Origin of the sequence: Lysobacter sp. CA196, assembly GCF_052078695.1 — a bacterium.
GTDB lineage: Bacteria > Pseudomonadota > Gammaproteobacteria > Xanthomonadales > Xanthomonadaceae > Lysobacter.
The window spans coordinates 127,006-152,594 of record NZ_JBQJIN010000007.1 but is presented as its reverse complement, the minus strand read 5'-3'; the positions used below and the strand labels follow the sequence as shown (position 1 = coordinate 152,594).

Genomic DNA, 25,589 nt, shown 5'->3' with positions numbered 1-25,589 from the left:
GTCGCGTATTCAAGACCGGCCAAGCGAGCGATGCCGCTTCGCGGTCCGCCGCCTGTGGCGACGGCGGATGAGCGGCCCGCGATCAGGCCGCGGCGCGTTTCGGGCGCCGCACGGCGCGGACTTTTCCGCTGCCTCCGCCGCCGCAATAGAACAGGTCGGCGCCATCGGATTCGAGCCCGCTGACGTTGATGCCCGGCGGCATCTCCAGTCGCTCCAGCACGGTGCCGTCGGCGGGGTCGATGCGGCGGAGCTCGCTGTCGTCGCCTTCCCAGGTGGCGTGCCACAGCTCGCCATCGACCCAGGTCACGCCGGTGACGAAGCGGTTGGACTCGATCGAACGAATCACCGCGCCGGTTTTCGGATCGACCTGGTGGATCTTGCGATCGCGGTACTGACCTACCCACAGGCTGCCCTCGGCCCAGGTGAGCCCCGAATCGCCGCCGTTGCCCGGCGCCGGAATCGAGGCCACGACCTTGCCGGTGGCAGGCTCGATCTTGTCGATGCGGGCCTCGGCGATCTGGTACAGGTAGGTGCCGTCGAAGGCCGTGCCGGCATCGCAGGCGACGTCGAGCGAGTCCATCGGCTCACCGCTCGCGGGGTCGAAGGCGACCAGTTTGGTGCCGGTGGCGGCCCAGACCCGACGGCCGTCGTGGGTCACGCCGCCTACGCGGTCGGAACCGCCGAACGGGCCGTACTCGCGCACGATCTCCGCCGTGCGCGTGCCGACCTTGGAGCTGTGCAGTGGTTGGGTCTTGCTGCTCATGGCTGACTCCTCGTGGCGCAACACGGATCGGCGCCGTGGAAAGACTCTATTCAATCGGCAACCCAGCAGGGAGTAACAAGATCGTCGTGAATCCGGCCAGGGGTGGCGCCAGCCAACGCTGGGCCCGCGCCCGGCCGATCGAGCGCACCCGTCCGGTGGCTTCGAGTTCGGCCAGCGCGCGCTGGACGGTGCGCTGACTGGCCCCCAACGCCAGCGACAGCGCCGAAGTCGACCAGGCCGCTCCGTCGGACAGCAACGCCACCAGCGAGGCCTGTTCGCCGTCGATCGGCGGCGCCAGCACCACGACCTCGCGCGCCTCAAGCGGCTTGAGGACGAAGCCGCGCGTCGTCGCCTCGATCTGCGCCAACGTCCCGAGCAAGGAACGCAGGCGGCCGATCTCGACCCGCAGCCGCGCGCGATGGGTTTCGTCGGGACGGCGGGTGTGGAAGGCCCGTTCGATCAGGACTTCCCGCTCGACATCGCCCGGCCAGGCCTCGGCGAGCGCGAGCGCCAAGGCGAACAATACCGGCCGCCGCGTCAGCGCTTGCCATGCGCCTGCGGCGCGAATGCCGCGGCGGCAGGCGTCGACCACCAGCGCATCCGATTGCAACAGCGCGGCGACTTCGTCGAGACGCAGCGCCTGCTCGCCGTCGGCGGAAAGCCGGCGAGCGGCGGGACGATCCAGCGCCCGCCTCGCTTCGGTTACTTCGGCCAACAAGGCCGGCACGCCGGCGCGAGCCGCGGCGGTCTGCGCGCGATCGAGTGCCGCGCGTGCGGTCTCGGTCTGCAGCGACCGCAGCGACAACTCGGCGGAAGTGAGTTCGGCCATGGCCACCAGCGAGGGCGGCAGCGGCTGCGCGTCGAGCTTGGCCAACGCAGCCGCGGCCTCATCGAGCCGGCCGAGCAACAACAGACGGCGCGCCGCGATCAACCACGCCTGCAAGGCATTGGCATGATCGGCGCGCGCTTCCAAGATTGCCGCCGCGGCCGTCAGCGCCCGCGGCGAACCGCCGAGATCGCGCATCGCCAGCGCCACCTCGGCCTCGGCCACCACGCAGCGCGCCCGCGCCAATTCCTCATGGCTGCCGAAACCGCGCACCGCGCGCCGCAACAGCTCACGGGCGCGAGGATGCTCCCCAAGCTGGGCCATGGCGATACCGCGCAGGGCCAAGGCCGGCGGATCCTCGCGCAACGCCACCCGCTTGAGCGCACCGAGCGCATCGCCGGCGGCGAGGGCGCGTGCGGAGGCGGCGATCAGGGAGTCCATGAGGACAGGCTACCTCGCCGCGGTCTCCGGCGTTTGTGACTGCTTCGGTGCGGGGAGCCGGCCGTTCGGAGTGGCCATATGATCCGCGACTAGCGAACCGCCAGGCCATCGACACCGATCCATCAGAAGCTACTGGCGAGCTTCGGCAGCACGAAGAACCCGACCGCCACGGCCCCGAGCAGGAAAACGCCAACGTGATAATTGACGATGGCGAGCGACGAAACCCAATACAGCTTCGACTCGCGCGACTTGGCGCGAAGCAAGGTCACCAGCGCCAGCGCGGCCGACATCAGCAGCGCGCCGAAACACAGCCACGCGCTGTTCTGCATCAGCGACACGGCCGTGACCGAGAACGCGGGCGCATGACTTCCGAGAGACGCCGGATAAGCCGAGCTATAGCTGGCCAGTACGCCGGACGCGATCGTGTGGGCCGCAAACAGGACGGCACAACTGGCGAGGTAGAAGAGCGTGGTGAGGGTTACCTTGAACATTCATTGCACCTCATGTCCGGGTCGAGTCGCGCATAGCGCCATCCTGCCAGGCGTTTGCGACCTCGTCGATCGAGCTGTCGATCGAGCTATCGCGCCTACAGGCAGTACCCGGGTGGGGGCCATCGCAGACGACGGAGTCCTGATGGCACGCCGGGGTCGTCGGCATCGGTCGTCAGCCAAAGCGTGCCTTGCTCATCGAAGGCGATTCCCTCCACCTTGAAGCCGCCATCCAGCTGTCCCGTCCATGCCACCTTGCCGCTCGGGTCGCAGGCCACCAACACAGCCCCAGCGCATCGGCCGTCGTCGTAGGCGCTCGAGGTATTTTCCGCCACGGCGCTGAGCAGCCAACCGCCGGCCTTGAGGAGCGTCGCATCGGTAATGCCGACAGGCACTTCGCCGATTCGGCCCAGACCGAGTTCGGTGAAACGCACCGGGGGCACCTCCACCGCGTCTTCATCGGCCAACAGGAAATTGATCGCCAGGCCCAGGTCGAGGCGAAAGCAGCCGTTTACCGGCACGCTCCGGTTTGCCCGGCTGAACAAGTACAAGTCATCGCCCCGGACGAGTCCGGCCTCGATGTTCAGCTCTCCGACGTGACTGCGCAGCACGTCGTGCAATCGCGTCAGGGAAACCGCTCGCGCGGCGCTGGCAAGGCTGCCGTTCGCGCTGAGATCGACGACATAAGCGAAGTCGCGTTGCGCACGCGAACCGGAGCCCCAGGCAACCAACATCGGCGGACGGTCCTCGTCCCCAGGCACGTGGACGAGCGCCTCCAGGTCTCTCTTCCGGCGCTTTCGCTCTGCGGGATCCGTCGGCAGCCGCGCCTCCAGGAGCGGCTGCATCCGCAACGCTCCGGCTTCCACATCGTTGCTTCGCAATGCGACCAGGTGATTCTCGTCGTCGGCGACGATATAGAACCAATCGCCCACGATCGTCAGGCCGCTGGCCGAGCTGATATGCGGCTGCCCCCGGGGATGCGAGGCCGGGTCGATGTCCAAGGAGCGAACTAGCGTCGAGAGGATCATTGCCGGAGGGAGTACGAGGTCTCGCATTATGTCCATTTGGGGTCGTGGACGGTGCTGGTTGGGCCAATGCCCTGTGTAACGGCCACGATACGTCGCTGCACCGACGCACCTGCTTCTCTCATCCAGGAGTGAGGAGGCTATGAAGACAGGCACCGTCGGTTCTGCGGAACGCCTCAGCCACGCTCAAGCATATGGGGATCTGATCAATCCGACATCGACTTCAGTTGGCGGGTCCGCTTCCGGCCGCCACCTCGAAGTCGAGGCGGATGATGCCTTCGACATGGCTGGACAAACCGGGGCTTGCGAGACTGCTCTTCAGTCGCAAGTCGTCTGCCGGAAGGGGAAATGGGGCTCCACAGAGCCCCATCTGGTTACCGACAACGGCCGTGCGCCCAATTAGCGCCTTCAGGGACCCACACAGAATGGGTTTTCCCAGGAGGCCCCCTCCCCCCGCTGTGGGCGAGAGGGAGCTTTGCCGATGCTGCCGTTGAGGCTGGCGATTTCGAGCGACAGCTTATTGGTAGCGCGCAACAACGAAGGTCACCGGCGAGTTGCCATAGCCCGCTACGACGACTTTGCCGTCGCCTTGTAGGGCGAGCCCTTGAACAGCGGCATTCGCGCTACCGACGGTGGTGGCGACAGGCCCGAAGCTGACGTCCTGGTTGCCGAACTGGTCGTAGCGATTCAAGGTCAACTGCCGGTAGCTGCTCGCAGTGGAGTAGCCGCCGATAATGATTCCTCCGTTGGCGTCGATGGCGACATCGCTACCGATCGCATCGCCGCTACCGATGGCGGTAAGGACCTTGCCGGTGCCGGATCCAAAGTAGCTGTCCAGCGCGCCGGTGCTCGTGTAACGAACGGCAGCAAATCGGTAGTAGCCTGCGCTCGTGCTTTTCGCGTAGCCAGCGGCGACGATGTTGCCATCGCTTTGAATCGCCAGCGAAGTGGCGATGGCGGAGTTGCCGGTGGAAGTGCCGCCCACATTGGTCAGAACTTTACCGCCGGCGCCGAACGTGGTGTCCAGCGCGCCATTCGTGGTGTAGCGCGTCAACGCGAATACAGTGCCGCCGCTCGACGCGTAGCCGGCCAACACGGGTTTGCCGTCCGCCTGGATGGCCAGGCTGTTGGCGAAGGCAGAGCCGGTGCCGACCGCCGAGGTCACGGTACCGGAACCGCTGCCGAAGCTGTAATCCAAGGTCCCGCCGCTGGTAAGGCGCGCCAGCGCAAAACCGGAACCGGCATAGCCCGCAACCCAGATCGAGCTGCCCTGTACGGCAACGGCATAGGCTTCCGAAGCCCCCGCGTAGAAATTGACGGTCGCCTTGCCCGAGCTGCCGAAGGCGGTGTCCAGCGAACCATCCGTGTTGTAGCGATACACGGTGAAGTTGCGGCTGGAGGTGAAGTTCGGACACGAGGTACCTGCAACGACGATCTTGCCATCCGCCTGCAGGGCGAGTGCGCGCGCCTGTCCCGAGCAGCTGCCGGACGGCGTGGTGGCGACCTTGCCGGTGCCATTGAAGCTCGTATCCAGCGCACCAGCGGTCGTATAGCGCGCCAGTGCGAAGTCGCCGAGGGCGTCCTGCCCGGCGGCGACGATCCGTCCGTCCGGTTGGATAACCACCCGCGCGGCGGCACCGTAATTGCCGAATGCGGTGGAGGTGGTGCCTGCCGAACCGAACGTGGGGTCCAGCGATGCGGCCTGTGCGGGCGTTGCAAATGCGCTGATGGCGCTGATGGCGCTGATGGCCATGCCAAACGATACCTTCATCGTGTTGCTGATCACTGCGGGCTCTCCTTGTTGAATGTGGTCGAATCCATTTGGGGTGTAGCGACGGTGTACTGAGTGCGCATGATTTTGAAGGCGGCTATGAGGGTCGCGTCCCTTGCCGGAGGTATCCGTGCCTGAGTACAGGTATCGCGCAAGTAGCCGGGCAGCGCGGCATGAAGTCGGTCTTAAGGTGCAGCGCTCAAAAGTAGCGCCACAATTCCATCCGCGGCATGTACTGGACCAGGGCCACCCACTGCCCTGTTTCTCGGTCCAGGACATGCTTATGTTTGCAATGGTGCGCAGGTTCCAGGTTCTGCGCGGACATTCAGCGGATACCCCCGTTGCCTAGTGTGCCCCAGGCAAATCTCCGTCGTTGAGACGTTCCGGAGACATGGGCTACCCAGCGCTTGAGAGCACCGAACCCAAGCTTTCGTAGCCGTCACGGTCCGCTTTGGGCAGCGTTTGTCAAAAAGAAAATGGGGCTCCGGAGAGCCCCACAGGTACTAACAGCTTCTGCCGTACTAGCGACTTCCGGGCGCCCAACTAGCGGTTTTAAGGCGCCCGCAACATCGGGCTATGCCGTTCGAAGCGCGAGGCGATGCCTCACCCGCACTTCGAATACCCGCAATTCAAGCAGGTCGCACAACCGTCCATCAGGACCAGGGCCTTGGTGCTGCACTTGTGGCACAGGGTCGCGGTCGGCGGGAACGAGGCGCCTTCGCCGGTTACCGCGACGTCTTCGCTGCGCGGTTCGACTGCGCCGAGCGAGGCGGCCGGGATTACCTCAGAGTTTTTTTTTGAGCCGCGCTGCTCGTAGGCGGCGCGCTTTTCGGCGATGAGGGCGCGCTGGGCGTCGCTCATTTCCGGGTCGTGGATCATGCCGATCGACTTGAGGTGGTCCTCGACGATGGCGCCCATCTCGGCGACGAGGGACGGCATGTAGACGCCGCCGGCCTTGAAGTAGCCGCCACGCGGGTCGAACACGGCCTTCATTTCGTCGACCAGGAAGGTGACGTCGCCGCCCTTGCGGAACACCGCGGACATGATGCGGGTCAGCGCGACGATCCACTGGAAGTGGTCCATGTTCTTCGAGTTGATGAAGATCTCGAAGGGACGGCGCGACTCGTGCTCGGTGCCGGCGTTGAGGACGATGTCGTTGATGGTCACGTACAAGGCGTGCTCGAACAGCGGCGATTTGATCTTGTAGGTGGAGCCGATCAGGATCTCGGGGCGCTCGATGCGCTCGTGCATCTGGATGACGTCGGCCACCGGCAGTTCGTCGGCCTTGGCGGCGGCGCTGGCTGCTGCGGAGGCCTTCGCGGCTTCCTTGGTCTTGTCTTCCAGGCTGACGACGCTGTAGCCCTTGATTTTCTTTTCGATCTTGACGGCCATGGGCCCGACTCCTGGTGCTTCGTGCTTGTTCTTGTGTGGTGGCGCTGAACGGGTGACGCGGATACCTACTCGGGGACCGGACCGTTCCGGCCGGCGGCCGTCGCCCCGACCCCCTCCCGCGGCGCGGGAGAGGGCGGAAACGCGAGGCGCCTATCGATCAACGCTTCTTCGCGGCTTTCTTCGCGGCTTTCTTCGCCGGCGCCTTCTTGGCGGCCTTCTTCACCGCGCCCTTCTTGGCGGGGGCTTTCTTGGCCGTCGCCTTCTTGGCTGCGGCCTTCTTCGCCGGAGCCTTCTTGGCGGTCGCCTTCTTGACGGCCTTGGCTGCCTTCTTCGCTACCTTCTTGACCGCCTTGGTCGCCTTCTTCGCGGCCTTCTTCACGGCTTTCTTGGCGGTAGCTTTCTTGGTCGCTTTCTTGGCGGCCTTCTTCGCCGCCTTCTTGGCCGGCTTCTTGCCGGTGGCCTTGGCCTTCAGCGCGGTCGCTTCCTTCTTGGCCTTGGCGCTGGCGGTCGCGAGCTTCTTCTTGGCCGTGCCGACGGCCTTCTTGGCGGCCTTGCGGGCCTTGGTCGCGGTCTTCTTGACCGAAGCCACGGCTTCCTCGGCGCGGTTGGCGATGGCGCTGCCGATGTTGGACGCCGTTTCTTTGACGTTCTCGGCGGCCTGGGTCAGGGTCGCCGTCACTCCATTACCGTTGCTCATGGTGCCCTCCTGGTGGGCGTTTTTTCTAATGGGCGGTACGTACGCGGTACGTGTAATCGGGGTCTTGCCGGAGCGATGCTATACCTGCTGCGCGGGCGTAGACAGGGGTCGGCTTTTCGCGCCCGAGGCCGTCGCGGCGAAACCTGGCGGAGGAACGCGGAATCGGCCTGAATTCCGCGTCCGGCGTAACGGCCGCCGTGCCCGTACTGCGTATCGTACCCACCTGCCGCGCGCGCCCGGCGGACCGGGCGGGCGCTCAAGTGCGCCGATCAGAACTTGCCGTAATAACCTTCCTTGAGCGCGTCGAACAGGTTCGCGGCGGTGTGCATCTCGCCGTCGTACTCGATCTGCTCGTTGCCCTTGACCTCGATCACGCTGCCGTCTTCGAGCTCGAAGCGGTAGGTGGTGTTTTCCAGGTCGGCTTCCTTGACCAGCACGCCCTGGAAGGCGGCCGGGTTGAAGCGGAAGGTGGTGCAGCCCTTGAGGCCCTGCTCGTGGGCGTAGCGGTAGATGTCCTTGAAGTCCTCGTACGGGTAGTCCGTGGGGACGTTCGCGGTCTTGGAAATCGAGCTGTCGACCCACTTCTGCGCGGCCGCCTGCACGTCCACGTGTTCCTTCGGGCTGATGTCGTCGGCGGAAATGAAGTAGTCGGGCAGCTTGGCCTCGGCTTCCTCGCTGAACGGCATCGCCTTGGTGTTGATCAGCTCGCGGTAGGCCAGCAGCTCGAAGGAATAGACGTCGACCTTTTCCTTGGACTTCTTGCCTTCGCGGATCACGTTGCGGCTGTAGTGGTGGGCGAACGAGGGTTCGATGCCGTTGGAGGCGTTGTTGGCCAGCGACAGCGAAATGGTCCCGGTCGGGGCGATCGAGCTGTGGTGGGTGAAGCGGGCGCCGATGTCGGCCAGTTCCTCGACCAGCTCCGGGGCCACGCCGGCCACCCGCTGCATGTAGCGCGAGTACTTGGCGTGCAGGACCTTGCCGGGGATCTCCTGGCCGATCTTCCAGCCGTCGGCCTTCATCTCCGGGCGCTTGCGCAGCATCTCGGCGGTGACGGCGAAGCGCTCTTCCATGATCGGGGCGGCGCCCTTCTCCTTGGACAGGGCCAGGCCCATTTCCCAGCCGGCCACGGCCATTTCGCGGGCGATGCGCTCGGTGAACTCGCAGGACTCGGCCGAGCCGTACTTCATGCGCAGCATGGTCACGGTGCTGCCCAGGCCGAGGAAACCCATGCCGTGGCGGCGCTTGCGCATGATCTCGGCGCGCTGCTGTTCCAGCGGCAGGCCGTTGACCTCGACCACGTTGTCGAGCATGCGGGTGAACACGCGCACGACTTCCTTGTATTCCTCCCAATCGAACTCGGCCCGCTCGGTGAAGGCGTTGCGGACGAACTTGGTCAGGTTGACCGAACCCAGCAGGCAGGCGCCGTACGGAGGCAGCGGCTGCTCGCCGCAGGGGTTGGTCGCGCGGATGGTCTCGCACCACCAGTTGTTGTTCATCTCGTTGACGCGGTCGATCAGGATGAACCCGGGCTCGGCGTAGTCGTACGTCGAGACCATGATCATGTCCCACAGGTGGCGGGCGCGGATGTGGCCGTAGATCTTGCACGCGACCAGGCCGTCCTCGCGGACCACGTAGTTGCGGGTGGTCGGCCAGTCGCGCCAGACCACCTGGTTCGGGTCTTCCAGGTCGACGTCGCCCTGTTCCTTGATGTTGACCGGGAACACCAGCGGCCAGTCGGCATCGGTCTTGACTGCGTCCATGAAGCCGTCGGTGATCAGCAGCGACAGGTTGAACTGGCGCAGGCGGCCGTCTTCGCGCTTGGCGCGGATGAAGTCCTTCACGTCCGGGTGGCTGACGTCGAAGGTGCCCATCTGGGCGCCGCGGCGGCCGCCGGCCGAGGACACGGTGAAACACATCTTGTCGTAGATATCCATGAAGGACATCGGACCGGAGGTGTAGGCGCCGGCGCCGGCGACGAAGGCGCCGCGCGGTCGCAGGGTGCTGAATTCGTAGCCGATGCCGCAGCCCGCCTTGAGGGTCAGGCCGGCTTCGTGGACCTTCTCCAGGATGCCGTCCATCGAGTCTTCGATGGTGCCCGAGACCGTGCAGTTGATCGTCGAGGTGGCGGGCTTGTGCTCCAGCGCGCCGGCGTTGGAGGTGATGCGTCCGGCCGGGATGGCGCCGCGGCGCAACGCCCAGACGAAGCGCTCGTACCAGTACTGCTGCTTCTCGGCGCTGGGCTCGGCATCGGCGAGGGCGCGTGCCACGCGCTGGTAGGTGGCGTCGATATCGCTATCGACTGCTTCGCCGCTCTTGGTCTTGAGGCGGTATTTCTTGTCCCAGATGTCCTGGGACGCGGGTTGCAGGGCGATGTCTTTATCTGCCACCGCGTTCTTGACCGCCTCGAGGCGCACCGTGCTCATGCCTGTTTCGTCTCCTGAATCTTGACGGCGGGCCGTTCGGTTGCGCCCGCCATCGGTGGTTTCTTATGTACGTGGTAACCGGGGTTTATCTAAAGCCGGTGTCTGTCTGGGGTCGTGCGTGTTGCGGGTGGAGCGGGTCTTCGTCGAGACCTGGGTCGAATCGGTAACCGGGGCATTGCGTTCGCTCTACTGCCGTCAGCTGATCCATGTAACGAGTCGCGCGTGTACAGCGTGTTGCGGGTACTGCCGCCTGGCGCCGGCGAACCGAAACCGGGGGTCGGAGCCGCCGCCAGCCCCCCGCCGACGGCGACGCACGCGTTCGCGTTGGTTACGCGCCACGTGCGGTATTTGGCTGGTCTTTGCGGTTCGCGCCTGTTCCCGTCATGCGCCCGCTCGCTATCAAGGCTACGCACCGACCGACCCAAGCTGAACCCCTACGCTTGGGCTCCTTCTACGAAGCCGACCACTAGATGTTGTGGCGTCGCAGAGACTTCAAGCTACGCCCGGTGTTTCTGGAAGTCAACGGCTTTTTGATGGCTATCACGCTTTGTCGGTGTCGGCGCGGTCACGCATTCCAATTTCGGCGCGATCGGATGCAGCGCCCCCGCGCAGCCCCCGTGCCAGCCGCGGCGAGGCGACGACGAGACGATACGCGCGGGTACTTCATCGGCTATTTATTCGCATTCTCCGACACTGGCCGCGACACTGAACGAGATCGCGACGCCGCGGTCCAAGCCCCGTGCCGGCGCGCAGGCTTGATCGTCCGCGCGACCGCCTCGATGTCTGTATTGCCCTCTCCTTCCCTTCCACCGTTGACCGGAACAGCGACTCGATGCGCCCCTTGCCGACCCTGCTGACCCTTGCCCTCGCCGCCGCCTTCGGCGGCTTCGCCGCCACCGCGATCCGCGAGGGGCTGCAAACGCCGGCCGAGGCCTCGCCGGCCGCGGCCGCCCTGCCGCTGCCGACCACCGGCGCATTGCCGGCCTCGGTCGGCGGCCAGCCGGTGCCGTCGCTGGCGCCGATGCTGCAACGGGTCACCCCGGCGGTGGTCAGCGTGCACACCAAGCAGACCGTGCGCATCCGCAACCCGTTCGCCAACGACCCGTTCTTCCGCCGCATGTTCCCGAACATCCCGCAGGAGCGGATCAACGAATCGCTGGGCTCGGGCGTGATCATCGACGCCAAGAACGGCTACGTGCTGACCAACCACCACGTCATCGAAGGCGCCGACGAGGTCTCGGTGACCCTGGCCGACGGCCGCACCATCAAGGCCGACTTCGTCGGCTCCGACCCCGACACCGACATCGCCCTGATGCGGGTGCAGGCGCAGAACCTCAGCGCGATCAGCCTGGCCGACTCGGACGCGCTGCGGGTCGGCGATTTCGTGGTCGCGGTCGGCAACCCCTTCGGCATCGGCCAGACCGTGACCTCGGGCATCGTCTCGGCGGTCGGCCGCAGCGGCCTGCGCGGCCTGGGCTACCAGAACTTCATCCAGACCGACGCCTCGATCAACCCGGGCAATTCGGGCGGCGCGCTGGTCAACCTCAACGGCGAGCTGATCGGCATCAACACCGCCAGCTTCAACCCGCAGGGCAGCATGGCCGGCAACATCGGCCTGGGCTTCGCGATCCCGGCCAACCTGGCGCGCAACATCAAGGACCAACTGATCGCCAACAACGGCGTCGTGCGCCGCGGCAGCCTGGGCCTGGAATCGCAGGACGTGACCCCGCAGCTCGCCACCGGCCTCAAGCTAGGCGAGCCGCGCGGCGCCCTGGTCTCGCGCGTGTTCGCCGGCAGCGCGGCGGCGGCGGCGGGCCTCAAGCCCGGCGACGTGATCCTGACCGCCAACGGCCAACGCGTCGACGGCCGCGACGCCCTGCGCAATTTCGAAGGCCTGCAGGCGATCGGCAGCAAGATCGCCCTGGACGTGCTGCGCGACGGCCAGCCGCTGCAGCTCACCGCCAGCCTGCGCGAACAAGCCAAGGCGGTGGCCGGCGGCGAACTCGATGCGCGCCTGGGCGGCGCTACTTTCGCCGAGTTGCCCGAACGCCTGCGCCAGTCCGGTTTCTCCGGCGTGGTGGTCGAAAGCGTGGCCCGCGGCAGCCGCGCCGAGAAGAACGACTTGCGCAAGGATGACGTCATCGTCGCCGCCACCAGCGGCCAGTTCGACGATCTTCCGGGTTTCCGCGCTAGCTTCACGCGGGCTCCGGCACAGTTGGTACTGCGAATCGTGCGCGGCAATCGTCGCGGCGATCTGCAGATGCAGTAACGTCGCGGGAGCATCCTGCGCCGTTGCCATCGGCATGAATGCGCGTCGCAACGCGGCGCGATCCGATCAATGCCGCCGAGGGCCGGGACAGCCCGGCACGTCGACGGCCCGCTAGAACCCTGGACTCGTTCAGCGGTTCATCCATGCAGCACGGAGGAACACCACGATGACCCCCACTTCGACCGACGCCATCAAGACCAATCTCGGCCAGGCCGGCACCCACCTCAAGCAGGCCGCCAGCGACGCAGGCGAAGCCATCCGCAGCGCCGCCGGCGTCGCGGGCGACGAGCTCAAGCTCGGCAAGGCCAATGTGAAGTCCGACCTCGCCGACAGCGCGCTGGCCGGCATCGCCGCCGCCGAACATGCCGGCGGCGCCGCGCGCGAACAGGTCGATGCGCTGATGGACAAAGGCCGCGACCTGATCGAAAGCGCCGCCGAACTCGTGCGCGAACGGCCGCTGGCTTCGTTCGGCGTCGCCTTCGCGGCCGGCTTCATCATCGCCAAACTCGCCCGCAGCGGCGACAAGTAAGCGTGAGCGATCCGAGCCGCAACGCTCCGGACCCCGCTTCAGGCGGCGACGACGGCCCCGACCCTGCCGGGCAGGGGCGGGGGCCGTCGATCGAGGACTCGTATCGCGAGATCCGCGACGCCGGTCGCGAAGGCCTGTCGGCGGCGATCGACACCGGCCGCGCCCTGCGCGGTCTGTTCATCGCCGACTTCGCCCTCGCCCGCAGCGCGCTCGGCCGCGCCCTGCTCTGGGTCAGCGTGGCGATCGTGTTCGGCGCCTCATCCTGGCTGCTGCTGATGGCCGCGCTGATCGCGCTGCTGCAGGGCGTGCTGGGCTGGTCGTGGCTGGCCTCGATGCTGGCCGCGGCCGGGCTGAGCCTGGTCGTGACCGCGCTCGGGGTGTGGCAAGCCATGCACTACTTCGAATTCACCCGCTTGCACGCGACCCGGCGCCAGTTGCGGCGCCTGGGCATGGGCGATCTCGACGACGAAGAACTGCAGGCGCATCTGGCCGCCGACGCGGGGCACTCCGCCCGCTATCACGGCAAGGACCACCCGAAGGATCACGAGAACGCGCCATGAGCCGGTTCGAACGACTGCAACGACGCGTGCACAAACGCGAGCACCTGCTCGAAGGCCGCTACGAGCAGGCGCTCGAACGCAAGGCGATGCTGAAGGCGCGTTGGCACGAGGCCTGGACGCCGGGCCGGATCGTCATCGCCGGTTTGGTCAGCGGTTTCCTGATGGGCCGCGCCGAGCCGGTCAAGATCGCGGCCAAGAGCAGCAACCTGATGCAGATCATCACCATGCTGTCGGGGCTGTTCGCCGGCAGCAGTGCGCAGAGCGCGGCCGACCAGGCGGGCCGTGCCGCCGGCGAGGCCGGACAGGCCGCCGACAACGCCGAGGCCGTCGCCGAAGCCAGCGGCTCGGTCGCGCCCGGGCTGACGACAGTGGCGCCGCCGCGGACGACGGCGCACAGTGCGCGCAACGACCGCACAGAATCGATCGAGCCTTGAGCGCCTCCGCACCGCCGCAACCGCCCACTTCGCCGGACTCGGCCGAACCTCCGCCGGGCGAGGCCGAACCCGAGCCCGCCCCTGCGGCGGCGCCCGCCCCTGCACCGCGGCCGAAGGCGCCGGTGCCGCTGTATGTACTCGCCGTGCTCGCGGTCGGCTTCACCCTGTGGGCCGCCCAGGAACTGATCCTGCCGATCCTGCTGGCAGCGTTCTTCGCCTTGGTCGGCAACCCGATCCTGCGCCTGCTGCAGCGGCTCTATCTGCCGCGGGTGATCGGCGCGGTGGCGGTGATCGTCGGCGGGCTGGCGATTTCCGGCGTGCTCGCCCTGCAACTGGTCGAGCCGGCCAGCGAGTGGGTGCGCCAGGTGCCGCGCGAGATGAAACAGCTGGCGCCGAAATTGCGCGAGATGACCAAGCCGATGCAGGAAGCCAACCGCGCCGCGCAGAACATCGCGCGCGCCGCCGGCGGCGAAAGCACCAGCAAGCCGGTGCAGGTGATCAAGACCGAACTCAACGATCCCTACCGCGCGCTGACCTCGACGCCGAAATACGTCGCCCAGGTGCTGGCGGTGGTGCTGCTGACCTTCTTCTTCATGGTCTATGGCGAGTCCCTGCAACGCAATGCGATCGCGCTGCTGCCGGGACCGCAGCAGAAAAAACTGACCATCGACATCCTGCATTCGATCGAGCGCGAGATCTCGCGCTACGTGCTCACCATCAGCCTGATCAACACCGGCCTCGGCCTGGCCCTGGCCGGCGCGTTGTACGCGCTCGGGGTGCCGCTGCAGGAGTCGTTGCTGTGGGGCACGATGGCGGCGATCCTCAACTTCGCCCCGTTCGCCGGCCCGCTGATCGGCATGCTGATCATGCTGATGACCGGCCTGGTCGCGTTCGACGAATTGCTGCCGTCGCTGCTGCCGGCCGGCGTCTATCTGCTGTTGCACGCGATCGAGTCGCAGGCGGTCACCCCGATCGTGCTGGGCCGCAGCATGCGGCTGTCGCCACTGGTGCTGATCCTGGCGCTGATGTTCTTCGGTTGGCTGTGGGGGATCATCGGCCTGCTGCTTGCCGTGCCGATGCTGGTCTGCGTGAAACTGGTGCTGGCGCGCATCGAGGGCCTCGAAGGCTGGTCGAAGCTGCTGGAGTGATGCTTCCGCGGTCCATTCGATCCGTAGATGGGCTTTCCTGAGTGCTGTGGGCCCGCAGCGGCCGCCCACAGCACATTCCCTCGCCCGCCCGATCGGCGTTTCCTGCGCGGCATCGCCCAAACCCCGTGCCGCGGCGCGCTAAAATGGCGGCATGAGCTTTCCCGTACGCGCCATCACCCTCGACCTCGACGACACCGTCTGGCCGATCGCTCCGGTCATGATCCGGGCGGAAAACATCCTCGGCGACTGGTTGCGCGAACACGCGCCGCTCACCGCCGAGCGCTACCCGGCCCAGGCCATGCGCGAGCTGCGCGACCGCATCGCCGCCGAGCGCCCGGACCTGGCCCACGATTTCACCCAGCAGCGCCGGCTGACCCTGGAGCACATGCTGCGCGAGGCCGGCGAAGACATCGCCCTGGTCGCACCGGCCTTCGACGTGTTCTTCGCCGCGCGCTGCGAGGTCGAGCACTACGCCGACAGCGAGCAAGCGCTCGCGCGCATGGCCGCGCGCGTACCCCTGGCCGCGCTCAGCAACGGCAACGCCGACCTGCAGCGCATCGGCCTGATGCCGCTGTTCCGCTTCCAGCTCGGCGCACGCGAACACGGCCGCGCCAAGCCCGACGCCAGCATCTTCCACGCCGCCTGCGCCCGCCTCGACGTCGAACCGGCGCAGGTGCTGCACGTCGGCGACGACATCGAGATGGACATCGTCGGCGGCGCCCGCGCCGGCCTGCGCACCTGCTGGATCAACCGCGAAGGCCGCAGTTGGCCGCACGCCCAGCTGCGCCCCGACCTGGAATTCACCACCCTAGCCGCACTGGCCGACTGGCTGGACACGGCGCATCGCACGGATACCGCTGCCGCATGACTTTGCCCCTGGGTTTCACCGACGACGCCAGCGACGCTCTGCCGCTGGTCCTGGTCAGCCGCGCCTCGCTCAAGACCTGGCGCGAAACGCTGGCCGATTCGGCCGTGGCCTGGCTCGACGCGCAAGGCTTCGACGGCACGCCCGGCAGCGCGGTGATCGTGCCCGGCGGCGACGGCCGCATCGCCGCGGGCGTGCTCGGGGTCGGCGATCCGCTCGATCCGTATTCCTACGGCCATGCGCCGTTCGGACTGCCGGCGCGCACCTGGCGCGTCGAAGGCCAGCACGACGCCGCCACCCTGGACGCGCTGCGCCTGGGTTGGGGCATCGGCAGCTATCGCTTCAGCCGCTACAAGGCGCCGCCGCGCGTGCCGGCGCAGTTGCTGGTCGACGCGACCCCGGAAGGCGGCGACGAGGTCTTCGACCTGATCGCCGCGAGCTGGCGTGTGCGCGATCTGATCAACACCCCGACCGAGCACATGGGCCCGGCCGAGCTCGAAGCGGTCGCGCGCGAGATCGCCGCGCGCCATGGCGCCGCCATCGAGGTCGTGACCGGCGATGAGCTGATCGCGCAGAACTTCCCGGCGATCCACGCGGTCGGCCGCGCCTCGCACCGCGCGCCGCGTTTGATCGCGCTGCGCTGGGGCGACCAGGCGCATCCGCACATCGCCCTGGTCGGCAAGGGCGTGTGCTTCGACACCGGCGGCCTCGACCTCAAGCCGGCCGAGGGCATGCGCTGGATGAAGAAGGACATGGGCGGCGCGGCGCACGCGATCGCCCTGGCCGAGCTGATCATGGCGCGCAAGCTGCCGCTGCGGATCACCCTGCTGGTGCCGGCGGTCGAGAACGCGGTCGGCCCGGACGCGTTCCGCCCCGGCGAAGTCATCGCCACGCGTCAAGGCGTCAGCGTGGAGATCGACAACACCGACGCCGAAGGCCGGGTGATCCTGTGCGACGCCCTCACCTATGCCGGCGAGCAAGCGCCGGAACTGCTGCTGGATTTCGCCACCCTGACCGGCGCGGCGCGCATCGCGCTCGGCCCGGACCTGCCGGCGCTGTTCGCCAATCGCGACGAAGTCGCGGCCGAATGGCTCGATGCCGGCATCCAGCAACGCGACCCGCTGTGGCGCATGCCGCTGTGGCGCCCTTACCTGCGTTACCTGACCAGCCACATCGCCGACCTCGCCAACGGCGGCCCGTCGAAGATGGCCGGCTCGGTCACGGCCGCGCTGTACCTCGAACGTTTCGTCCCGGCCGAGCTGCCGTGGGCGCATCTGGACGTCTACAGCTGGAACGATGCCGACCGCCCCGGTCGCCCGGCCGGCGGCGAAGCCCAGGGCCTGCGCGCGGCCTACGCCATGCTCAAGGCGCGCTCGGCGCGCTGAGGCTGCAGCGAATGCGGCGGCCGCCTCCCTCCGCATTCGCATCCCGCCCATTCGCATCCCGATCTCGGGATCGACGCTCGTCCCGACGCGAATCCGCAAGCCTTGCACAACACGCATCGGTGCCGGAGCCGCGCCGGAATTCGCGCACTGCAACACCCGCAAAGCCCGAAAGCATGACGTTTGTCATGAAAAACCGCCGACACCGGCGCTGACAAAAACTGACTTTCTGCACGTTGGCGTGCAAGGGCTACCACGGTCACACTAGCCATTATCTGGTGTCTTGGTTGTGACCATGAGTGCATCCGCTGATCTGCTGAAAGAACTCCGTATCGATCGCAATCGCCCGCCCGAGCGCTCCGGCCCGGGTCGTGGCCTGTTCATCGGCATCGCCGTATTGGTTCTCGCGCTGCTCGGCGTCGGCGCGTGGTTCCTGTTGGGCCGCAACGCGGGCCCACGTGTGGAAACCGCCACGGTCACCGCGATCGGCGGCGGCAACGGCGCCGGCGCCTCGGTGCTCGACGCTTCCGGCTACGTGGTCGCACGGCGCATGGCCACGGTCTCGGCCAAGATCACCGGCAAGGTCCGCGAGGTCATGATCGAGGAAGGCCAGCGCGTCGAGGCAGGCCAGATCATGGCCACGCTCGATCCGATCGACGCCAACGCCCAGCGCGAACTCAGCGCCGCTCAGCTCGGCGCGGCGCAGAGCGAGACCGCGCGCGTGCAGGCGCAGCTCACCGAAGCCGAGGCCAACGCCCGGCGCTTGTCGACCCTCGCCGGCCAGCAGCTCGTGTCCAGGTCGCAGTACGACCAGGCCGTGGCCACGCGCGATGCCTTGCGTGCGCAGTTGCTGACCGCGCAGCGCAACGTCAAGGTCTCCGGCGACGGCTTGCGCATCGCCGACATCGGCGTCGACAACACCATCGTGCGCGCGCCGTTCTCCGGCGTGGTCACCGCCAAGGCCGCCCAGCCCGGCGAAATCGTATCGCCGCTGTCGGCCGGCGGCGGCTTCACCCGCACCGGCATCGGCACCATCGTCGACATGGATTCGCTGGAGATCGAGGTCGATGTCGGCGAAGCCTTCATCGGCCGCGTGCAGCCCAAGATGCCGGTCGAGGCGGTGCTCAACGCCTACCCGGACTGGAAGATCCCGGCCGAGGTGATCGCGATCATCCCGACCGCCGACCGCGGCAAGGCCACGGTCAAGGTGCGCGTGGCGATCAAGAACCGCGACCCGCGCATCGTCCCGGACATGGGCGTGCGAGTGAGCTTCCTGGAGGCGGCCAAGCCGGCCCAGGCCGCCGCGCGCAAACCCAGCGCGATGGTGCCGGCCGCGGCCATCGTCCAGCGCGACGGCAAGGACAGCGTGTTCGTGGTCGCCGACGGCAAGGCCGCGCAAACCGCGGTGACCCTGGGCCGCAAGCTCGGCGACGACCAGGAAGTGACCCAGGGCCTGAGCGGCGGCGAGACCGTCGTGCTCGCCCCGCCCGATTCGCTCGCCGACGGCGGCCCGGTGCGTGTCGAAAACGACGCCGCTGGTTCGTCGGATAGCAAAGACTGAGCGAGCGCGAGCCGCTCGCCTGCCAAACCCGCGAGCCGCGCCGCCTCCGGCGCCCTCGCTCCTTCACCGATCCACGTTCGAGGAAGTCGAAGATGGACACCCTGGTTTCGATCAACCACCTCACCAAGACCTATCAGCGCGGCCCGGAAAAGGTCGAAGTGCTGCACGGCATCAACCTGGACATCGCCAAGGGCGATTTCGTCGCCCTGATGGGACCCTCGGGTTCGGGCAAGACCACCTTGCTCAATCTCATCGGCGGCCTCGACAACCCCAGCGGCGGCGAGATCTCGATCGAAGGCGAGCGCATCGACCGCATGAGCTCCGGCCAGTTGTCGCAATGGCGCAGCCGCCACGTCGGCTTCGTGTTCCAGTTCTATAACCTGATGCCGGCCTTGAGCGCGCAGAAGAACGTCGAACTGCCGCTGCTGCTGACCCCGCTGAGCGGCGCTCAGCGCAAGCGCAACGCCGAGATCGCCCTGACCCTGGTCGGCCTGGCCGACCGCGGCAAGCATCGCCCGAACGAATTGTCCGGCGGCCAGCAGCAGCGCGTGGCGATCGCACGCGCGATCGTTTCCGACCCGACCTTGTTGATCTGCGACGAACCGACCGGCGATCTCGACCGCCATTCGGCCGAGGAGATCCTCAACCTGCTGCAACTGCTCAACCGCGAGCACGGCAAGACCATCGTGATGGTGACCCACGATCCGAAGGCGGCCGAGTACGCCACCCACACGCTGCATCTCGACAAGGGCACCCTGGTCGAGCAGCAGTCGCACGCGGCCTGAGCCGGGAGCGGCCCTCATGAAATATTTCCATCTGATCTGGGCGGAGCTGATGCGTCGCAAGACGCGCACGCTGCTGACCCTGCTGTCGATCATCGCCGCGTTCCTGCTGTTCGGCCTGCTCGACGGCGTGCGCGAGAGTTTCGAGCAGGCCGGCAACAGCGCCAACGGCGCCAAGCGCCTGCAGACCGGCTCGCGCCTGTCCTTCATCCAACCGCTGCCGATGTCGCTCAACGACCGCATCGGCCTGGTGCCGGGCGTCAGCCAGGTGTCGTACGCGAACTGGTTCGGCGGCGCCTACCAGGACCCGCACAACCAGATCTTCAGCTTCGCGGTGGCGCCGAATTACCTGGACCTGTACCCGGAAATCGCCGTCGACAAAGCCCAGCGCAAAGCCTTCGAGGCCACCCGCACCGGCGTGCTGGTCGGCGAAGGCCTGATGAAGCGCTTCAACTGGAAGGTCGGGCAGAAACTGCCGCTGCAATCGACGATCTTTCCGAACCGCGACGGCAGCAAGAACTGGATTTTCGACATCTCCGGGGTGATCTCGGCCACCGACAAGAAATCCGGGGCCTGGTTCGACCAGATGATCCTGCTGCACTGGAAGTACTTCGACGATTCCACGCCCTACAACACCGGCCAGGTCGGCTGGTACGTCACCGAGGTCAAGGACGTGAACCAGGCCGACCGCATCGCCAAGGCCATCGACGCGATCTCGGCCAACTCCGACCACGAGTCCAAGACCCAGACCGAAGCGGCGGCCTCGGCCAGCTGGATGAAGCAGATGGCCGACATCGGCCTGATCGTCGGTTCGATCATGGGCGCGGTGTTCTTCACCTTGGTCCTGCTGACCGGCAACACCATGGCCCAGGCGGTGCGCGAGCGTACCTCGGAGCTGGCAGTGTTGAAGACGATCGGCTTTTCCAGCCACAGCGTGCTGTGGCTGGTGTTGGCCGAATCGGTGCTGCTGATGTTGATCGGCGGCGTCATCGGCGTGGCCATCGCCGGCGTGCTCGGCCCGATCGTCAGCACCGCCAGCGGCGGCGCGATCAGCGTGCCGCCGATCGGCCTCAACAGTTGGTCGCTGGGCCTTGGCCTGATGATCGCCATCGGCCTGCTGGTCGGCGCCTTGCCGGCGATCCGGGCGATGCGCCTGAACATCGTCGATGCATTGGCCGGACGCTGAGGAGAATGCAATGAAGAGACTCAAATCGTTCGCGCGCGGCCTGGCCGTATTCGTGGCCCTGGTCGCCGGCCTCGTCGCCTGGTCGATGCTGCCGTGGCCGGCCCTGCTCGGCCTGGCCGCGCTGTTCGCACTGTGGATGTTCCTCGCTCGCAGCGGCCGCCAGGCCGCCTCGGTGGCCGGCGTCGGCATCAGCACCCTGAGCCAGCGCCTGGGCTCGTCGTCGGTGGTGGTGATCGGCATCGCCGGCGTGGTTGCGGTGCTGGTGGCGATGCTGTCGATGGCCGAGGGCTATCAGCAAACGCTGCGCCGCACCGGCAGCGACGACAGCGTCATCGTCCTGCGCGGTGCGTCCGCGGCCGAGGTCATGTCGACCCTGAGCCTGGACAGCATCAACGTCATCCAACAAGCGCCGGGCATCGCCCGCAGCGCCGACGGCCGTCCGCTGGCCTCGGCCGAGACGGTGGTCGCGGCGAACCTGCCGATCAAGGGCGGCGCGCCCGACGAGGACGGCAGCGTGCAGTTGCGCGGCGTCGGCGACCGCGCCTTCGACGTGCGCCCGCAGCTCAAGATCGTGGAAGGCCGCAAGTTCGAATCCGGCAAACGCGAAGTCGTGGTCGGCAGCGGCGCGGTGCGCCAGTTCAACGGCATGCAGGTCGGCAAGCAGATCCGCCTCGGCAGCGAACTGTGGACCGTGGTCGGCGTGTTCCGTTCCGGCGATGCGATGGACTCGGAGCTGTGGGCCGACGCGGAGATGGTCGCGTCGACCTACCGTCGCGGCGCTTCGCGCAACTCGGTCATCGCCAAGCTCAGCGACGCCAAGCAGTTCAAGAGCTTCAAGGCGGCCCTGGCCGGCGACCCGCGCCTGCAGGTCGACACCACCACCACCGCCGAGTATTTCGCCAAGCAGTCCGAAACCATGACCAAGGTGATCCGGGTGATCGGCATCGTGGTCGGCTCGATCATGGCGATCGGCGCGGTGTTCGGCGCGCTCAACACCATGTTCGCCACGGTGGCGACGCGCGCGAGAGAGATCGCGACCCTGCGCGCGATCGGCTTTCGCGGCGTCCCGGTGGTGGTGGCGGTGATGCTGGAAACGATGTTGCTGGCCTTGCTCGGCGGAGTGATCGGCGGCGCCTTGGCGTGGCTGATCTTCAACGGCTACACCGCCTCGACCATCGCCGGCGGCGTCGGCCAGCTGACCTTCGACTTCCGTGTCACCGGCGAACTGCTGTGGAGCGGCCTGAAGTGGGCGCTGGCGATCGGCTTCGTCGGCGGCTTGTTCCCGGCGTTGCGCGCAGCCAATCTGCCGGTGACCTCGGCTTTACGCGCGCTGTAGGTTTCGCGCCATCGTTTGGCGAAGACCAAGCCCCCTTCTCGCGAAGGGGGCTTTTTGTTGGTGCTGGTTCGTTGGTGAGGGTTCGATCGCTGGCGAGCGAGAGCAAATCCCCCCTGCCCCCCTTCCAAAGGGGGGAATGCTTCGGTCGGTTTCGTGGAGTCGTGGCGTTTCGATAGCCGATGGCTGCCCAGAAGCAGCACCCTTGAAGCACTCCGTTACTTCGAGGTGGAGCCCCCCCTTTGAAAAAGGGGGGATGGGGGATGTGCTCTTAAGCGAAAAAGATTCGCCCTTGAGCGAAATCGCCCTTCGCGACATCAAACCGCCCAGCCAGCCCTCAAGCCGTAGCCACCGCCACCCGCCGCGAACGCAGCACGCCTTCGCCGGCGAAGATCATCAGGCCGACCCAGATGATGACGAAGCCGATCGCGCGCTCGGCGTTGAACGGTTCGCGCAGGATCAACACGCCGATCAGGAACTGCAGGGTCGGGGCGACGTATTGCAGCAGGCCGATCGCGGTCAGCGACACGCGCCGTACCGCATAGGCGAAACCGATCAGCGGCAGCGCGGTCAGCGCGCCCGCAGTCACCAGCAGCAACGCGGTACCGAGCCCCCAGCCGCCGATGAAGCTGCCCTGGCCGTGGGTTTCGCCCCACAGCATCAAGGCCAGGGCCGGAACGAACAGATAGACGTTCTCCACGCCGAGGCCGGTCACCGCCTCGACCGCGACCAGCTTGCGGATCAGCCCGTACAAGGCGAACGACACCGCCAGGCCGATGGCGATCAACGGCGGCCGGCCGTAATCGAAGGTCAGCCAGGCCACGCCGGCGAAGGCGAAGACGATCGCAATCCATTGCGCGGTGCGCAGGCGCTCGCCGAGAAAGACCACGCCGAGCATCACGCTGACCAGCGGGCCGATGAAATAGCCCAGGCTGGTCTCGATCACATGCCCGGCGTTGACCGCCCAGATGTAGAGGCCCCAATTGAAGGCGATCAAGGCGCCGCTGACCCCGAGCATGGCGGCCTTGCGCGGCTGGCGCAGGACCTCGCGCAGCCAATGCCGGCCGAGGGTCCAGCCCAGCCAGGCAGCGACCAGCAAGGTGCTCCAGACGACACGGTGGGCGACGATCTGCAGCGACGGCACCGCCTTGAGCAGATGCCAGTACAACGGCATCAGGCCCCACAGGACGAACGAGGCGACCGCGATCCAGAGCCCGCGGCGGTCGGTGGCGGCATTCATGCGCGTACTTCCTTTTCTGTCGCGGCGATCGGTTCGACAGGATCCGGCGGGCCGATCGCCTCGGCCGCCGCCGCAACCGGCTTGGCCGTGCGCGCGCGGGCCAGGGTAATGATGACGACGCCGACCAGGATCACCGCCATCGCGCCGAGGTCGTGCGAGGTGAAACGCTCGCCGCCGAGCAAGGCGCCGAACAACACCGCGATCGGCGGATTGACGTAGGCATAGCTGGTCGCCAGCACCGGGCGCACGTGGTGCAGCAGCCAGATGTAGGCGGTGAAACCGAAGATCGAACCGGCGACGACCAGGTACAGCATCGCGCTGGTCGCGGCCCAGGTCGGCATGGTGGTGATGCGCTCGCCGGTCACCACCGCGGCGCCGAGCATCCACAGGCTGCCGGTCAGCATCTGCGCACTCGCGGCCATGAACGGCGACGGCAGGTCCTGGTCGCGGCTCCAGATCGAGCCCCAGGCCCAGGCGATCGGTGCGACGGTCAGGCAGACCAGGCCGAGGGTCGAGGCCGACAGCTTGCTGCCGGCGTTGAGCCAGATCACCCCGAGAAATCCGATCGCCAGGCCGACCCATTCGATCCTCGAAGGATGGCGCCCGCGCAGCATCGCGAACACGCCGGCGAACAACGGCATCGAGGCGACGGCGATCGCCGCGAGGCCGGAATCGACCTCGGTCTCGGCCAGGTTCACCAGGCCGTTGGACAGCAGCACCATCCAGATCGACAGCAGGCCCAACGTGCGCCATTGCTTGCGGCTCGGCGACGGCACTGCGCGCCAGCGCAGCACCACGTACATGATCGCGCCGGCGAGGAACATGCGCGCGGCGCCGAGCAGGAACGGCGGATAGCTTTCGAGTGCGAAGCGGATCGCCAGGAAGGTCGATCCCCACAGGACATAGACCGACCCCAGGGCGAGGGCGACCGCGAGGGCGCCAGGGGCCAGTCGTTCAACGGTCGGTGACACGGCGCTCATGACGCGGATTCCGGGGGGAAAGAGCAACAGCGAAGGGACGGACGACGCGGGTCGGCCGGTGGTGGGGTACGTTCGGGTCGGTACGAGGAACGGCGAACACCGGCGTCGCGATCGCAACCGCGCCGCCGTCGATCAGGGATGCGGCCCGTAACGCGACACCGCCGTCCTGCGGCTGCCGACGTCGCGGCGACGCGGATCGTCGAACACGTCGATCACCACGAAGCCGGCCTTGCGCATCATTCCGGCCGAACCTTGGTTTTCCTCGTGGCGCTCGACGTAGATCTCGATCAAACCCATCTGCAACAGGCGCGAGACCGCCGCCTTCAACAATCGAGTGCCGAGTCCTTGGCCGCGGTGACCGCGGTGCACTACGACTTCGCCGACATGACCCTGCCATTCGATCTCGCGACCGGAGGGCTGGTAGCGATGAAAGGCATCGCTCGGCTCAAATGTGACGACGGCCACAATTTCTCCGTCGTGCAAAGCGACGACCGCCTGCGTTCTTCCTCGCCGGATCGCCGACAAATGCGCGGCGAGCTCGACGTCGGGCAGGAAATTCCAGGGATTGGGGCCGTGTTCGCGGATCAGCGCGAGAATCTCGCCAACCTGCTCGGGCATTGCAGCTTGCATCACGTACCGGGACATCCCGGGGGCGTCCGTATCGAATAGGTCGGGGGAGCGATCGCGCACATAAAAATTCCTCATGCGACGGGATCGTGAATAGCGTATCGATGTCAGTCAAATTGCGGTTGAATATTTGCCCGCATCAACGCAAAAATCTTGCATGAGCACCCCACCCCTGGTTTTGGACGAGTTCGACCACAAGCTGCTCGAACTGCTGCAGCGCGACGCCTCGGCGACCCTGAGCGAGCTCGGCGACGCCATCGGGCTGTCGCCGAGCGCGGTCCAGCGGCGCATGACCCGCTACCGCCAGGAAGGCCTGATGCGCCAGGTCGCGGTGCTGGACCCGCTGTCGCTCGGCAGCACCCTGGCCGCGGTCTGGGTGACGATGGAGCGCGAATCGGCCGAACGCCACGCGGCCTTCCATGCCCGCGTGCGCGCCGCGCCCGAGGTGCAGCAGTGCTACACCCTCGCCGGCGAGTGGGATTACCTGGTGATCCTGGCCACGACCGGGGTCTCGCATTGCCGCCAGGTGGTCGACCGGTTGTTCCTCGACGAGGGCAACATCAAGCGCTACGACACCCACCTGGTATTCGACGTGGTCAAGCACGGCCTGGAGCTGCCGACCCGCGATGCGCCGCGAGCGGCGCGCAAGCGCAGGGGGTGAGCTCTGGCCGGGACTCGGGACTCGGGACTCGGGACTGGGGACTCGGCTTGTCGGGACTCGGCTTGTCGGGACTTGGGTTTCGGGACTCGGCTTGTCGGGACTTGGGTTTCGGGACTTGGGACTCGTAAAAGCAGGAGCGAGCACCACCTCGGCTTGGACGCGGCTGCTCTTGCGAGTCCCGAGTCCCGAGTCCCGGCTCTTAGGTC

At 67.1% G+C, this 25,589-nt stretch carries 22 protein-coding genes and 1 pseudogene; 12 read left to right on the top strand and 11 right to left on the bottom strand.

What is annotated here, in order from left to right; translation table 11 throughout:
* Positions 1-82: 82 nt before the first annotated feature.
* From ACTOWK_RS09185 to ACTOWK_RS09150, 8 genes are all read right to left on the bottom strand, one after another.
* A complete protein-coding gene (locus ACTOWK_RS09185; protein WP_441329867.1) occupies positions 83-763 on the bottom strand; it encodes a Vgb family protein in 681 nt (226 codons plus the stop codon).
* Between the two features lie 46 nt (positions 764-809).
* Entirely contained in the window at positions 810-2,030 is a 1,221-nt protein-coding gene (locus ACTOWK_RS09180; RefSeq protein WP_441329866.1) for a helix-turn-helix domain-containing protein, read from the bottom strand.
* A 122-nt stretch (positions 2,031-2,152) separates the two neighbouring features.
* Positions 2,153-2,521 carry a hypothetical protein gene (locus ACTOWK_RS09175; RefSeq protein ID WP_441329865.1) on the bottom strand — a complete coding sequence of 123 codons (369 nt, stop codon included), beginning with the start codon at positions 2,519-2,521 and terminating at the stop codon, positions 2,153-2,155.
* A 95-nt stretch (positions 2,522-2,616) separates the two neighbouring features.
* Positions 2,617-3,519 (bottom strand): DUF6929 family protein, encoded by a 903-nt coding sequence (locus tag ACTOWK_RS09170; protein WP_441329864.1) that lies wholly within the window; start codon positions 3,517-3,519, stop codon positions 2,617-2,619.
* 541 nt (positions 3,520-4,060) lie between these two features.
* Positions 4,061-5,329: a delta-60 repeat domain-containing protein gene (locus ACTOWK_RS09165; protein WP_441329863.1), complete on the bottom strand. Its 1,269-nt coding sequence runs from the start codon at positions 5,327-5,329 to the stop codon at positions 4,061-4,063.
* Positions 5,330-5,917: 588 nt separating this feature from the next.
* Positions 5,918-6,706, bottom strand: a complete 789-nt coding sequence (locus ACTOWK_RS09160) for a TSCPD domain-containing protein (RefSeq protein WP_441329862.1) — start codon at positions 6,704-6,706, stop codon at positions 5,918-5,920.
* Between the two features lie 157 nt (positions 6,707-6,863).
* Positions 6,864-7,403, bottom strand: coding sequence for a hypothetical protein (locus ACTOWK_RS09155; protein ID WP_441329861.1), 540 nt, complete (start codon positions 7,401-7,403; stop codon positions 6,864-6,866).
* 269 nt (positions 7,404-7,672) lie between these two features.
* Positions 7,673-9,826, bottom strand: a complete 2,154-nt coding sequence (locus ACTOWK_RS09150; protein WP_441329860.1) for an adenosylcobalamin-dependent ribonucleoside-diphosphate reductase — start codon at positions 9,824-9,826, stop codon at positions 7,673-7,675.
* 832 nt (positions 9,827-10,658) lie between these two features.
* Between ACTOWK_RS09150 and ACTOWK_RS09145 the strand changes: the two genes are divergently transcribed.
* From ACTOWK_RS09145 to ACTOWK_RS09095, 11 genes are all read left to right on the top strand, one after another.
* A complete protein-coding gene (locus tag ACTOWK_RS09145) occupies positions 10,659-12,095 on the top strand; it encodes a Do family serine endopeptidase (protein WP_441329859.1) in 1,437 nt (478 codons plus the stop codon).
* 166 nt (positions 12,096-12,261) lie between these two features.
* Positions 12,262-12,624 (top strand): hypothetical protein, encoded by a 363-nt coding sequence (locus ACTOWK_RS09140; protein ID WP_441329858.1) that lies wholly within the window; start codon positions 12,262-12,264, stop codon positions 12,622-12,624.
* A 2-nt stretch (positions 12,625-12,626) separates the two neighbouring features.
* Positions 12,627-13,184: a phage holin family protein gene (locus ACTOWK_RS09135; RefSeq protein WP_441329857.1), complete on the top strand. Its 558-nt coding sequence runs from the start codon at positions 12,627-12,629 to the stop codon at positions 13,182-13,184.
* A complete protein-coding gene (locus tag ACTOWK_RS09130; protein ID WP_441329856.1) occupies positions 13,181-13,618 on the top strand; it encodes a hypothetical protein in 438 nt (145 codons plus the stop codon). Before ACTOWK_RS09135 ends, ACTOWK_RS09130 begins: the two co-directional genes overlap by 4 nt.
* Positions 13,615-14,766 (top strand): AI-2E family transporter, encoded by a 1,152-nt coding sequence (locus tag ACTOWK_RS09125; RefSeq protein WP_441329855.1) that lies wholly within the window; start codon positions 13,615-13,617, stop codon positions 14,764-14,766. Before ACTOWK_RS09130 ends, ACTOWK_RS09125 begins: the two co-directional genes overlap by 4 nt.
* A 151-nt stretch (positions 14,767-14,917) precedes the next feature.
* The gene (locus tag ACTOWK_RS09120) at positions 14,918-15,634 is read left to right on the top strand and encodes an HAD family hydrolase (RefSeq protein ID WP_441329854.1); all 717 of its coding nucleotides are present in this window, start codon (positions 14,918-14,920) and stop codon (positions 15,632-15,634) included.
* Positions 15,631-17,016, top strand: a complete 1,386-nt coding sequence (locus ACTOWK_RS09115) for a leucyl aminopeptidase family protein (RefSeq protein WP_441329853.1) — start codon at positions 15,631-15,633, stop codon at positions 17,014-17,016. The genes ACTOWK_RS09120 and ACTOWK_RS09115 overlap by 4 nt, the downstream gene beginning before the upstream one ends.
* Positions 17,017-17,308: 292 nt before the next feature.
* Positions 17,309-18,574 carry an efflux RND transporter periplasmic adaptor subunit gene (locus ACTOWK_RS09110; protein WP_441329852.1) on the top strand — a complete coding sequence of 422 codons (1,266 nt, stop codon included), beginning with the start codon at positions 17,309-17,311 and terminating at the stop codon, positions 18,572-18,574.
* A gap of 92 nt (positions 18,575-18,666) precedes the next feature.
* Positions 18,667-19,359 (top strand): ABC transporter ATP-binding protein, encoded by a 693-nt coding sequence (locus ACTOWK_RS09105; protein WP_441329851.1) that lies wholly within the window; start codon positions 18,667-18,669, stop codon positions 19,357-19,359.
* Positions 19,360-19,375: 16 nt separating this feature from the next.
* A complete protein-coding gene (locus tag ACTOWK_RS09100) occupies positions 19,376-20,542 on the top strand; it encodes an ABC transporter permease (protein WP_441329850.1) in 1,167 nt (388 codons plus the stop codon).
* A gap of 10 nt (positions 20,543-20,552) precedes the next feature.
* On the top strand, positions 20,553-21,878 hold the full coding sequence (locus ACTOWK_RS09095; RefSeq protein ID WP_441329849.1) for an ABC transporter permease: 1,326 nt from the start codon (positions 20,553-20,555) through the stop codon (positions 21,876-21,878).
* 334 nt (positions 21,879-22,212) lie between these two features.
* Here ACTOWK_RS09095 and rarD read toward each other — a convergent pair whose 3' ends face one another.
* The 3 genes and pseudogenes from rarD to ACTOWK_RS09080 all read right to left on the bottom strand — a co-directional run bounded on the left by rarD (position 22,213) and on the right by ACTOWK_RS09080 (position 24,713).
* On the bottom strand, positions 22,213-23,115 hold the full coding sequence (gene rarD / locus ACTOWK_RS09090) for an EamA family transporter RarD (RefSeq protein WP_441329848.1): 903 nt from the start codon (positions 23,113-23,115) through the stop codon (positions 22,213-22,215).
* Between the two features lie 89 nt (positions 23,116-23,204).
* Positions 23,205-24,095: pseudogene (gene yedA / locus ACTOWK_RS09085) on the bottom strand (drug/metabolite exporter YedA); the annotation flags it as partial.
* A gap of 132 nt (positions 24,096-24,227) precedes the next feature.
* Positions 24,228-24,713, bottom strand: coding sequence for a GNAT family N-acetyltransferase (locus ACTOWK_RS09080; RefSeq protein WP_408952422.1), 486 nt, complete (start codon positions 24,711-24,713; stop codon positions 24,228-24,230).
* 166 nt (positions 24,714-24,879) lie between these two features.
* Here ACTOWK_RS09080 and ACTOWK_RS09075 point away from each other — a divergent pair, with 166 nt between their 5' ends.
* Positions 24,880-25,383: an Lrp/AsnC family transcriptional regulator gene (locus tag ACTOWK_RS09075; protein ID WP_051884961.1), complete on the top strand. Its 504-nt coding sequence runs from the start codon at positions 24,880-24,882 to the stop codon at positions 25,381-25,383.
* Positions 25,384-25,589: the final 206 nt, after the last annotated feature.